The sequence below is a fragment of the Pseudomonas sp. 9.1(2019) genome (assembly GCF_009910445.1).
GTDB classification, from domain to species: domain Bacteria; phylum Pseudomonadota; class Gammaproteobacteria; order Pseudomonadales; family Pseudomonadaceae; genus Aquipseudomonas; species Aquipseudomonas paraversuta.
In genome coordinates this window covers 81,465-93,850 of record NZ_VBWF01000001.1, presented here as the reverse complement: position 1 = coordinate 93,850, position 12,386 = coordinate 81,465, and the positions used below count along the sequence as shown (strand labels likewise).

At 57.0% G+C, this 12,386-nt stretch carries 6 protein-coding genes and 1 pseudogene; all 7 read right to left on the bottom strand.

Annotation, left to right across the window (positions count from 1 at the left end; genetic code table 11):
• Positions 1 to 284: 284 nt before the first annotated feature.
• A pseudogene (locus FEZ21_RS00395) lies at positions 285 to 605 on the bottom strand (tyrosine-type recombinase/integrase); the annotation flags it as partial.
• 20 nt (positions 606 to 625) lie between these two features.
• Complete coding sequence (locus FEZ21_RS00390) at positions 626 to 1,981, bottom strand: McrC family protein (protein ID WP_160626206.1); 1,356 nt, start codon at positions 1,979 to 1,981, stop codon at positions 626 to 628.
• 15 nt (positions 1,982 to 1,996) lie between these two features.
• Positions 1,997 to 4,378, bottom strand: coding sequence for an McrB family protein (locus tag FEZ21_RS00385; protein ID WP_160626204.1), 2,382 nt, complete (start codon positions 4,376 to 4,378; stop codon positions 1,997 to 1,999).
• A 5-nt stretch (positions 4,379 to 4,383) separates the two neighbouring features.
• The gene (locus tag FEZ21_RS00380) at positions 4,384 to 5,085 is read right to left on the bottom strand and encodes a M48 family metallopeptidase (protein ID WP_160626260.1); all 702 of its coding nucleotides are present in this window, start codon (positions 5,083 to 5,085) and stop codon (positions 4,384 to 4,386) included.
• A gap of 16 nt (positions 5,086 to 5,101) precedes the next feature.
• Positions 5,102 to 8,419: a type I restriction endonuclease subunit R gene (locus FEZ21_RS00375; protein WP_160626202.1), complete on the bottom strand. Its 3,318-nt coding sequence runs from the start codon at positions 8,417 to 8,419 to the stop codon at positions 5,102 to 5,104.
• Positions 8,419 to 9,768, bottom strand: coding sequence for a restriction endonuclease subunit S (locus FEZ21_RS00370; RefSeq protein ID WP_160626200.1), 1,350 nt, complete (start codon positions 9,766 to 9,768; stop codon positions 8,419 to 8,421). Before FEZ21_RS00370 ends, FEZ21_RS00375 begins: the two co-directional genes overlap by 1 nt.
• The gene (locus tag FEZ21_RS00365) at positions 9,761 to 12,262 is read right to left on the bottom strand and encodes a class I SAM-dependent DNA methyltransferase (protein WP_160626198.1); all 2,502 of its coding nucleotides are present in this window, start codon (positions 12,260 to 12,262) and stop codon (positions 9,761 to 9,763) included. Before FEZ21_RS00365 ends, FEZ21_RS00370 begins: the two co-directional genes overlap by 8 nt.
• Positions 12,263 to 12,386 lie beyond the last annotated feature (124 nt).

Genomic DNA, 12,386 nt, shown 5'->3' with positions numbered 1-12,386 from the left:
GCCTTGGCGGCCGGTGGTTTTCCATGGCCGGGTGATCGTTCGTCGGTTTTTAATGTGAGCCCATGCGAGTGGGAATGCGGAGCCTTCCCGCTCGCGTGGGCTTGGTCGAACAAGCCCCCAAGAGCGAGACTTGAAACGGCGACAGTCGCCACCTCTGTCACCATGCTGCAGGCCAGGTATTACACGGGGTGTCGCCGGTGTCGCCGCTGTCGCCGCTGTCGCCAAATCAACCATCACTCCACCTGGGGAGTCATTTTCGGTTACCTGCGGCGTTCGGTGAGCGCTTACCGTATCGGCACGACATTGCAGTTCCTGGTGTCATTGATGGCAGCTACCAACAGACTGCCCATTGCTGCTTTTTGGATGTGCTCACTCCACCAAGCCATCATCGGACGCCGGCGTTCGATGTAATCCGCTCGGTTGTAAGCGCTTCGGACTTCGTCCTTGTCGACATGCGCCAGCGCGATTTCGATCAGCTCCGGATCCCACCCATGCTCGTTCAGGATGGTGCTGGTCATGGAGCGCATGCCACGGCTGACCAACCGGCCCTCGAAGCCCATGCGTTTCAACGCCATGTTGGCGGTCTGGCTATTGCTGCTCTGGCGATCTACGAGTGGAACAGTTGTCAGTCGAATGTCGGTAGCTCAACTCCGGAAGTAATTTCCCTCTGCGTGCCCTTGAACACTGCAGTAAACGGCGCGCCGCCCGGAACCAAAAGCTGGCGTGACTTCAGGCAAAAGGGCAGCACCCATAATCGCAGACCCTCTATTTTAGGGAACTCGAATACTGATAGCGGCCGGTCGAATGCGGCCGTCTTGGGGTAAATCAACACCACATCCCCCGTTCCATTCAGGTAGCTCTGGCCGTAGGCCTGCAACTGGTAGAAGTCGCCTTGCGCGAGGCCGTACTTGCTCGTGCCGTTGGCCTTCAGTCCATCCAGCAGTTTCCACTTTGCGTCCAGGACCAGCAGATCCTTGTTGGTATCCCGGATCAAAAGATCTGGCTTTAGACAAAACCAGCTCTGCTCTCGATGGCGAACCATGTGATGACTGCGTGCTTGGGTTTTCAGGACAAGCGGCCGCGCCAGTTGTTTCGCGAGATGCTTGGATACAAACGCTTCGAATACTGCCTCCATCGGGAACAGCAGCGACGGAGCATTGTTACCGCCGCTGCCAGTCAGAGGGGACTGCTCGTCTAGGATCAACTTCGCCCAAGCCAACGCATCGCCGTAGTAACCCATGCCCCGATCGAGACGCACCTGCTGGAAATCGATCCGTGGCTGCGCTGATACCGGGACTTCTGCAAACACGAACTCCAACTCACGGGCCAGTTGCTGATGGGCCTGAGACGTCGACAGCATCAGCACTCGTCGCAAGGCGGCGTGTAGCAAACGGTTTTCAGGGCGATCGATCGAAAACTCGTCGTGTTCTGTAAAGAATCGGTCCGCCCTATGTAGGTTTTGCCGCAGATGCGATGCCATCATCAGCTTGCCGCGAAGCGCAAACAGGTTGTCCTGCCGACAGGAATAGTTGCTGCGCAACCCTCGTTTGACGATATTCCCTACCGCAAGCAGAAATTCGGCAATAAAGACCTCCAGCAAGGGCATTCGTGCAGCCGAGAGCTTGGCGCTGTCGGATTGAATGTGGCGGAAGCCTTGAAGACAGCAGAGCATCTCGATTAGAAGCTGGCGCGCCTCGATTGCACCACCACCTATCGCTTTGCCGACCTTGGGAAGCACCTCGATCTGGTAACCGTCCGGTGCACGGATCACTCCGACAAAACTGGTGACCTGAACGACACGATGCCCACGCCGCTGAGTCAGGCGCAGCCATTGCGCACCACTTTCATTGGTGGCCCGCAGACATTGGCGCTCAAGCCATCCGTATACCTGGTCCGGGATTGTGTGCAAACCCTCGGAAGACGCGTCCCCAGATGTCTCTGCTATCAGTACGTCAAATTCGTAGATCGAGATACCACTCACGCGCCCCCTCACGATTCAGGTCGACAACGTATGGTAGATGCCAATGTAGGCATCCGTATTAGAGAACGCAGCCTCCTGCACAGCGTAATGGCGCTTGGTGGAGTAGCTGTCCATGCCATGGTCGCTGCCGAACAGACGAGCCAAATCGTCCTCCTGATCTTGACCCTCTACAACAAAACGCGCAGCGAGGGATTTCTGGTTGTCCGCCAATACAAGACGGATCTTTTGCCAGTCCTCAAAAAAGTACTCTTCGAGCAGGGGCAGAATGCGGGTGCTGAATACTTGTTGCAATGCTACAAATCGTTCGTCCCCATCAGGCACCTGCGCCAACGGTGTGAAGTACGCATGGCCGATACAATGGTCGCGGTCGTAGAGCACCTCGATGCGCTGGTTTATGGCATCAAGCATGCGAGGCACATCGACCACCTGCTCGCCCAGGCTGACCCGAAGGCCTGCGAGCGGCGCACCTGGCTCATCGCGAGCGTCCGGCATCACCGACACAAACTCGAACCGGCGACGCAGCGCGGTATCCAGCAACGCAAGGGATCGGTCTGCCGTGTTCATTGTGCCGATAATATCGACATTGGCTGGCACCGAAAAACTTTCGCCGGAATACGGCAAAGCCACAGAAACGGCGTTCACAGCCCCTTCGCGTTTATCAGATTCGATCAAGGTGATCAGCTCGCCAAAGATTTTGCTGATGTTGCCTCGGTTGATCTCGTCAATCACCATCGCGAATTTCTGATCCGGTGCCAATCGTGCCTTCCTGCACAGATCCTTGAAGGCCCCCGCGCGGATCTCGTATTGGATTTCACCGGACTCTGCATCGCCATCGAGAACCGGTCGGAGCCCCTCCACGAACTCTTCGTAACCGTAAGATTGGTGGAAGGTGACGAAACTGTAGCGTTTGATGTATTCGGCTGAGGGTGGACCGGCATCGTACTCGTCCACTAGCCTTTTCAGGTCGGCTGCTGCGTCCTCCCAATCCCCAGCAAGTATCCAGGACGAATCCGGTAGTTTGTCGAACACTGCCGGCGCCATCCGTTTGCTCATCTTGACGGTTTTAGATGATTCAATCGTATGGTACTGCAGAGCGCCCCAAACGGTATTTCGCACATTCTTGTTCGCACTCTTCACGGCGGCAATAGCTTTCATGAAAGGGTGATCAAGCAGTGTGTCGACACTCGCTTTTCCCCCCAGATGGTAGAGAGCCGCCGCAGCCGCCTCCCACCAGGTAAGGCCCACTGTTTTTTCGCCCACGAACTGATTTTGCCACTCTTCCTTGGATACGGAAGTCATGGCCTGCTCATACTCTCGCTTAAGCAGCTTCGATAACTCGTAGGTCTTCCCCGTGCCGGGCGGACCGTAGTAGATACGATTAATCGGGAACCTTACGGCATCAGAATCGACCGTTTCGTCTTCGTCGGAATCATCGCCGTGCTCCACTGGATCGTCACGCAGTTGATCTGGCCACAGTCCCGGTCGCTCCGTTTCAAGTACCATCCAGTCGTCGAGTAAGCCACGATCGGCTGAAAGGGCTGCTTCAATCTTCGAGACGAGTTCCTCCGTCAACGGTTCGCGGTGGAGCTTGGGTAGCGCACCCACCTCCCGCGTCCATGAGAGCTTCCGGGCCCGAGTGCCCCGAATGACGCCAAGCACACCGACCGCGCGCTCACTTCCGGGGTTTTTGCGGCCAAAGCGCACTTGGACGCCTTTGTTCATGTGCCACCAGTCCAGACCTGCCATGTGGACAGCCCGCGCTAATCGACAGAACAGCGCCTTGTCTTGTGGCGACCACGAGGCGCGGAAAGTCTGGAATGCGGGTTTACTATCGAAGTGCTTGAGGAGATCCTCGTCGCTCAGTGTCATGCCCAGGTCCAGCTTGGTCACTACCTCGTCGTAGCGCAGCTTGAAGCTGCGGATCGCTTCAATACTCCACGTAATGAGCTGGTCCAGCGATTTTCCCAGACCATCGCCTGCGGGCAGTTTGGTAACAAAGGGGGATGAGTTGTTATAGGTGCCGCGCAGCGTTAGATAGGCTCTTCGCGTCGCATCCGATTCGTCCAGTCCGACGGTATCGATCTTGACCACGAAGCCGTCGTTGGCATCGATGCCTACGGTGTAGGCCAACTCCTTCGGCGCTTCGGGCGAAGGGTAGATTTTTGCCCAATTGTAGCCCGCGAAATTATTGCCTTGGTTGGTAGGGCGTTTGCGAATCTCTACGCGGCCCACAGGAAACAACTCAGCCTTAAGCTTGTTGGCCCACTCCTCTGTTACCTCATAGGCCTTTTTCAGATCATCGTAGGCGCGGTTTTGCTCGGGGTTTGATTCGTCACGCTTTTGTCCCATCCACTTGTTCAGCAGCTTGAAGTGGTCAGTGGTGAAATATCCCGCCATGATTCTCAGATCCCTTCGACATCAATTCCGTGTTCTGCCAACCAAGTCTTTCGCTGCGCGAAATCAGGCATGGCGCGCTCCACGCGTAACCAGAACGCGGGAGTATGGTGCGGCTCGTGCAGGTGAGCCATTTCGTGTACTACCACGTATTCAGCAATACGTGTCGGTAATAGGATCGCCTTCCAGTGGAAGTACAGCCAGTCGCCCTTGCCACAGGAACCCCACCGATAACCCAGGTCTTGCACCTTCACGCCCGCTGGCCGCACCTCCATCCGCGATTGGCAGTCGGCCACGCGGCTCGATAGCCAGGCCTTCGCACGTGTGCTGTACCACCGGATGAAGTGCTCGCGCGCGGTGTGTATGGCGTCATGGCGTATACAGAAGCGGCCACCCGCGAGCTTCAGCGGTACGTTCTGCTCCTCGACCACTTTCAACCGGTGGCTGCGCCCGAGGTATAGGAAACCCTCGCCGCCAACGAATTCCTTGCGCGGAATCTGGCGCTGCAAACGCTCCTTCTCTGCCATCTTGGTGTAGATCCAGAAGCGCTTCTCCAAGACGAACTCGCGCAGCTGAGCTTCGCCAACCTCTGGTGGGGCAGACAGAACCAAGTCACCACTACGTTCTATTGTGATCTCCATCGTTCTGCGACGTGCACTGCGTCGGATGGAGAACAGTAAGTCGTCTACCTGTAGTATTGGTGATCTCATAGAGACGAGCATCGGATTACGCCTGCACCAGCTTGTCGTGGTTGGCGCGGGCCTGTTCTATTAGTTTGTCGGCCAGCACACCGGCTTTATCCGCATCCACCAGAGGAGGACGAAGGCGCATTAGCTGATCGAATAACTGGCCGTTCAGCTCGTCCTGTGCGGCGCGTTTGTGCGGACTCCAGATATTGCGGTTGCTCTGCAGTTCCTGAGCCAGAGATTCGACCAGCTCAACCGTCACATCCTTCAGGCGCAGCAACTCGGCTCCAGTTGGCGTCTGGCCAGCACAAACGACATCAAGGACTGTTCGGAGGAACGGCGCGTAGTGTTCGGGCAAGTCGCTCGGCGTATCGGCACTTCCCACCTTGCCAGTGCGCAACTCGTCGATAATCTTCTGCAGCTGCGAGATCACCTCGTTCCACTTTTCACCTAGTGTTTTGAGAATGTCGTTCAAGTGCTCCGAGAGCTTGCGGTACAGCACCGGGTCTTCATCAGTGTGCTTACGGATATGCGAGCGAATCGCGTGCTCCATCTCGGAAGCCTTGGCGCGGTCGTTTACGGCACGCGCAAGGTGTGTATCGAACTCGGCATCGGACAACTGAATCGGCGGGATCTTTGGATCGATACCCAGCGAGATCACATGGTCGTCGATCAGCTTACGAACCTTGGCACCGACATCCTTGCCCAGAACCGGCGTGTCCTTGTAGCGATTGCGGGCGCGGGCGTGGATGTATGCCAGGCGCTTGGCGTCGCCGGAATAAGGCAACCCTTCCGGTCGCGGCAGCACCGTGTCCAGTGACCCCAAGAAAGCCTTGAGCTTGACAGTGAACTCGGCGCGCAACCTCTCGTTGCCCAATGCCTCAACGCAAGCTTCGGTGTCGTCCAGCGACTCGATACCGTGCTGGCGGAACAGGTCCACCACGCGCAGGTGCCTGTCGCGCAGCACCGGTACTTCGTCCTTCAGGCTAGCCAGTGCGCCGTCCACGTCCTCATCAGCATAGGCTGCCAGCGCCTCTTTCAAATGCTGTGCCACGCCGTAGTAGTCAACCACGATGCCGCAGCGCTTGCCGAAGCCGGTACGGTTGACGCGGGCAATCGCCTGTAGCAACTCCGCCTCGCGAATCGGGCGATCTAGGTACATCACGCCTTCGATCGGCGCATCAAAGCCAGTTAGAAGCATCGACTTTACGATTAGGAAGGCCAGCGGGTCAGTCTTCTCTGGCTTGGCATTGAACAGCGGTTTTTTGAAACGCTTGATCAGTTGCTGATGCGCCGCGCCGTCTGTCCATTGTTTCCACGCAGGGTCGTCGTTGTTGCTGCCCGAAATGATGGGCGCGAATTCAATGCGCGCCAGCGTATCGCGGTACCGCCAGGCCTGCACCACAGCCTGCACGCTCAAAGGACGCTGGCACAAGGCCTCGTCGTCCAGGACCTTGTCTTCGGATGAGAGTGCCTGCGCCTCGGCCAGCAACTCATCGCGGGCTGACCTGAGCGCTTCAAAATAACGAATCGCGGCCAACCGGCTGTAAGCCACTACCTGCGCCTTGTAGCCGTTGGGCAGGATGTTGGTCACGTAGTGACGAATGATGTCGCGGGCCTTGTCGGCGATCAGCGCCGGGGCATCGAAGATGTGGCCTTTGGTTGCGTACTTTTTTTTGATCGCCTCCAGCTCTTCCGGGGAGTGCTGGCGGAACAGGTCTTCAAACAGTTCGTCCAGGCTGGTGCCGTCTTTGATCGCTCCATTGGCCGTGCGGCCCTCGTAGAGCACCGGGACCGTCGCGCCGTCGGCCTCGGCTTCCTTGATGGTGTAGCGGTCAATGAACTCGCCAAAGATCTCATGAGTACGCTTCTTGTCACCCATAATGATTGGAGTGCCGGTAAAGCCGATGCGTACGCAGTTGGGCAGACCCGCCAACAGGTTGGCTTGCAGGTCGCCAGCCTGGGTGCGGTGCGCCTCGTCCACCAGCACAAGGATGCTGTCGTCTTCGTTCAGTACCTCAAACTTTTCGTCAGCCTTGTAGATGGCGTTGGACTCTTCCACTTTCAGTAAATCGTCCGCTGTCAGCGGCGCATCCCCGGCGCTATCTGGATCACGGTATTTCTGGATCGTGGCAAAGATCAGCCCCGGGCCCTTGCGCCGTGCCAGCGCCTTTACTCCCGCAGTGCTCTCTGCTACGTCCACCATTTCGCCGGTCAGCGTGGCGGTCGCGGATAATTGGCCCTGCAAGTCTTTGCGGTCGGTGACGACGACGACCTTGAAGCGACGTAGTTGCGCGTCTGTGCGCATCTTGCGAATCAGGAACACCATTGTCAGACTTTTGCCGGAACCCTGAGTGTGCCAAATGATACCGCCGCGCTTGTCGTGTTCGCCGTGTTGCAGCCGCGTCTGTCCGGTTTTGAGGCGGGCAATTGCCCTGTTTACTGCCCGGTACTGCTGGTATCGGCATACTGTTTTGATGGTCTGGCCGCCTGTCTGCATGAACAACATGAAGTTCTTCACAACATCCAGTAGATGCGAAGGCGAAAGCAGACCAGCGATCAAACGCTCTTGCTCGGATAGAGCCGCCTTGCCTAGCAGTTGAGCCGCCTCGATCTCGCTACCTGCGCCATTCGGGCCGACCACCGTCTTCCATTGAGCATAGTGCTCGAAGGCTGCACCCACGCAGCCCACGCGTGCCTCGTCAAAGCTGGTGGCCACCAGCAGTTGGTTGGTAGCAAATAGCGCCTCGTTGCCCTCGTTATTGTCCACCTCAAATGCGTCTTGCCGTTGGTTGGAGTAGCGTCGTAGTTGGTCCACTGCCTCGGCCAGCGGCTCAGGGGAGGACGGGCTCTTGCATTCCACCACCACCAGCGGAATACCGTTCACCAGCAGCACCAGGTCGGGCACGATGAAGGCCTTGCCGCTGTTGAAGCCCGGAGGGCAATCGACGCGGTACTGGTTGATCAGCGTGAAGCTGTTGTTGGCAGGGGTATCCCAATCGATGTAGCGAATTGTCTGGCCTCGCCCGCCGTCCCAGCCGAGCAGACCCTCCACGGTCAAGCCTTTGATCAAGAGTCCAGTGGCTTTCTCGTTGGCCTCCATCAGCTTGTGCGTTCCCAGCCGGGTGATGGCCGTCACGGCTTCCGACAATCGCGCATCGTCCAGCCAAGGAGCGCCGTCAGCGCCGGGGTTCAACGCGCGCAGTTGTTCGCGCAGCGACTCTTCCTGAATCACCTCGGCAAAATTGGTTCGACCTGAGACTGCCGGGTTGTCGAGACTTCCTTGGTTATAGGTCCAACCGAGCGCCTGCAACTGGGCCACGAACGGTTTTTCGACGTCATCGAGTTCCCAGCCCATTAGGCGCTCCCTTCCTGGTGAACGTTTTCGGCCAGCAGTGGTGTGGCGCGGACGCGGCCGGTGAGAAGGTCGTCAGCGAGACCGGACTTCAAAACTACAAACTTCTGTAGTTCGCCAATCTCACACCGAATACGTGATTCAAGCGATCGCATTCGATCCGCAATGAAATGCTGCTCGTCAAAAGTAGGGAGGGGGATTTCAAAGTCTCTAACTTCAGAGACGTTGAGGTGTGGGTTTGTTGTCCCAGATGTCAGCGATGCGATTCGATCTTTCACAGCTCCAGAGTAGATTTGAGCAAGTAAGTAATCTGCGACCAACCTGCCATTCTTTGGCCTTAACAACATCACCCGTTGACCGAGACAAATCCTCATCTCAGAAGGAACAACAAATGCTTCGCCCACTGGCGCCTCGCGAGTGAAGATCAGATCGCCTGGTTGTGGCTCCAACCTCGCGATTCGGTCGAGGTACTGGAGTTCAGAAACACGAGAAGCCAGCGATTCGAGAAAGCCACCCTCCTTAATGTGCATCGTTCTAGCTACGAGAACTCCTTGGTCCTGGAAATGTGGGGTTGTATGGGGACAATCGACTACATCAGAGCATGCGTTGGCAATAGTCTCGACATCCCACTCCTTTGGTATCCACCCCAGCGGCGACTCCTTGTAAAGATGCGGCGCTTCGCCTTGGGGCGGGCGCACGTCGCCATTTGCGTCGATGCCGCGTGTTAGTAGGTCGTACAGCAGACCTTGTTTGACTGCCTTTAGCTTTGTAATGATCGCTACGGTTTCGTGAATGGCAGTATCTAGGGTGTCCAGGACTTCGGTGATCAGACGCTTCTCATCCGGACTGGGCGATGGCACCTCGATGCCGGCGAATTCGGAGCCGGAGATCTCTAGGAACGTAGTGCCCGATGCGCGCCGAACAAGTTCTGGTTGCACCTTTTCGAAGAGATGAAAGTAGAAGTCTGAGTCGGCCGCTTGTTTGAAGACAATTGATTTAAAACCCTGGTTCGTGGCCATAGGCACGCCATTGATCGCACGAGCGCCGAGGGTCGCACGGGTCGTCACCATCAGCGAACCGGGCGGGAGTATGTTGGCACCGCTTCCTGCCAGTCCAGATGCACTGATGTGCTCATCGGTGTCGTATAAGAACTTCACTGCGATCTTGCTTATTTCACCCGGAGTGACCCATGGATTGGTCCCTCGCCAAAAAGAGGGAACATCGCGGGACGGCGTACCGCCGCCAACTACTGTGCCAAGTTGTCGAATCTCCTTGTGCTCCCAGTCCTCCGGAAGACTTTGAAGGAAGCGCTGGTATCTGTGCGTCGGCTGCTTTGCTGTTTTTTCAGACATACCGCAACCCCTTCAAGAACCCCTGCAGCGCCTTTGCGGCTTCATCACGATTGGCTTCGATTTCGGTCAACGTCACGCGATACTTGTCCCACCAGTTTTCAAACGAGGCCACGATCTGCTTGCGTTGCGCGGCCATGTAGCCCTCAACGATGGCCTTCATATCATTGTGCATGATGGTCAGTAGCAGGTCGTCGGCGGCTTCCGGTGTTAGCCCCTCAACGGCGGCACCGATATGCTCCTTGAAGCTGTTGCTCTTGGCTTTGAGTTGCTTCTTGACTGCGGTGAGCTCCTTCTTCCAGGCTTTGAGCTGGGCATCGTCCACGGTGTTTTCTGCGCTGGCATCTTCCTCCGCAGCTTCGGTTACTTCGCCATCTTCTCCTTCAGCATCTTTAGGGCTAGCGGCCTTGATCTGGCTGTCCAGCTCGGCCTTTTTGGCCTCCAGTTCGGTGATGGCCTCGACGAAATCACCCATCAGAAACTTAACCAGCTTGTGCTCCAGTGGGCTTTCTTTGCTGGCCTTATCTTCCAGCGCGGTGACGATGCTAGTGCGCCAGGCGTCGGCCACGCCCTTGGAACCGCGCGCCATCAGGGTGAGGAAGTCGTACTTTGTCTGGTACCAAAAACCGGCAACGATGCCGCGCACTTGGAAGGGGTCGAGCAGGCCGATGGCCTCCAGGCTTTGGCTGAAGCTGGCCAGCAGGTCGTTGCGCAGGGCGACGAGGCTGGCAGCGTTGTCCATTTGCCCAGAGAGTGCCGTGATGCGGGCGCTGTGGTCTTGCCACCATTGCTCGAAAGCGGCGCGGATGGCCGCTTCCTTGGCAACCAGGCCTGCGTTGTTTTCGATTGTCGGTTTGAGAGCCTGTCGTTTGTCGAGCTCAGACGCGAAGTCGAGATACTTGGCTTCACGCTCCACCAGCAGGTCCATCGGATTCAGTCCGTGGGCGCTGAACAATCCGGCTTTGTCGGCTACCTCGGCCTTTGGGATGCCGCCGACCAAATGGGCGCGCACGTCATGTGGCTCGGGCGGAGGGGAATTGTCGGCATAGCGACGAATGTTGAGGCTGTAGTCGTTCGCTTTAAGTGTGGTGTTGTCGACAATGGCCGAGAAACCGTCGATGGCACGAAACTCGTCGAAGGTGGTGACTATCTTTTCGATGTGCTCCGGCAGCAGGTAGTTCTGTGCCCGGCCTTCGAAGAGTTCGCGGTCGGCATTAATGAACAATACCTTGCCTCGGCGCTCGGCGGGTTTGCCGCTGACGCGGTTGGCACCTTTCTGCACCCGCTGGCGCAGTAGCAGAATACAGGCAGGAATACCGGTGCCGTAGAACAGATTGGGGGCGACGCCGATGACGGCTTCGAGCAAGTCGTCCTCAATGATGCCTTTTCTGATGGTTCTTTCCTCACCACCCCGGAACAGTACGCCGTGGGGCAGAACAGTGGCCACCATGCCACCGTCGCTCGTGACGGCCAGCATGTGTTGCAGGAACATCATGTCGGCCTTCTTGGCACCCAGCGGCACCTGGCCATAGGAGAAGCGCTCGGCTTCAAACTTGGGCTTCCAGGCGGGCTTGCCGTCAGCATCCTTTTCGGTATTGCCCCACTGGATGGAAAACGGCGGATTGGTGAGGACGCGGTCGAAGTGCTTCAACTCGCCACCCTCAACGTGCTGGGGCTCGGCTAAGGTGTCCTCGTTTTGTAGATCGGCGTTGCTGATGCCGTGCAGCAGCATGTTCATCTTGGCGATGGACCACACTGTGCCGTTGAATTCCTGGCCGAACAGGTTCGCCTTGCGGCCATCTTCTCCATGCTCGTCGATGTATTCCTTTGCAGCGATCAGCATGCCGCCGGACCCACAGCAGGGGTCGTAGATGTCGTGCTTGAGCTCGGGTTTGATGAGTCGCACCATCATCCGCACCACCGAGCGCGGCGTATAGAACTCGCCACCTTTTTTGCCCGCCGAATCGGCGAATTCGCCAATTAGGTATTCGTAAGCAGCACCCAGCAAGTCAGGGAACTCGAAGTCTTCGTTGCGCAGGCGGAACACACCAAAGTGTGTGATGAGCTGGCGCAGCTTGATGTCGGAGATCTTGCTCTGGCCGACCTTGCGCGTGAAGTCTATATGCTCGAGTACGTCGTACAGACTGGTATTAGCTGTCTCGATACCGGTCAGCGCCTTATTCAGGAAGTCGCCCACGTTCTGGTGTGCATCATTCAGTAAAAAATCGTAGCGCGACTGCGGCGGCACCCAGAACGAGCCCTCTATTTTGTACCAGCGCGAGATCTCGGAAGAGACCTGCGCCTGAACCTTGCTTTTACCACCTTCCATTTCAAGGCGAATCACTTCCTCGCGACGTTGCTCAAACATATCCGAGCAGCGCTTGAGGAACAGCATCCCGAAGATGTATTCCTTGAATTCTGAGGCGTCCATCTTGCCGCGCAGAATGTCAGCGGCCTTAAACAGGTGGCGCTCTAGTTGGGGTAGGGTCAGAGGCATTGGTCGATATCCAGACAGATCGTTGCTAGCCATCACACTGAGGCCATTTTCAGGTCGACAGTGTATTCGCAAAGGCAATTGCAATTCATGTCTAAACGAGACTTTGAGAAAAGTCACCTATTTC

Bases quoted from the DNA above. Each gene is read 5' to 3' on its own strand.
- FEZ21_RS00385 (WP_160626204.1), bottom strand. From the start codon at position 4,378: ATGGCGGGATATTTCACCACTGACCACTTCAAGCTGCTGAACAAGTGG.
- FEZ21_RS00380 (WP_160626260.1), bottom strand. From the start codon at position 5,085: ATGAGATCACCAATACTACAGGTAGACGACTTACTGTTCTCCATCCGA.
- FEZ21_RS00375 (WP_160626202.1), bottom strand. From the start codon at position 8,419: ATGGGCTGGGAACTCGATGACGTCGAAAAACCGTTCGTGGCCCAGTTG.
- FEZ21_RS00370 (WP_160626200.1), bottom strand. From the start codon at position 9,768: ATGTCTGAAAAAACAGCAAAGCAGCCGACGCACAGATACCAGCGCTTC.
- FEZ21_RS00365 (WP_160626198.1), bottom strand. From the start codon at position 12,262: ATGCCTCTGACCCTACCCCAACTAGAGCGCCACCTGTTTAAGGCCGCT.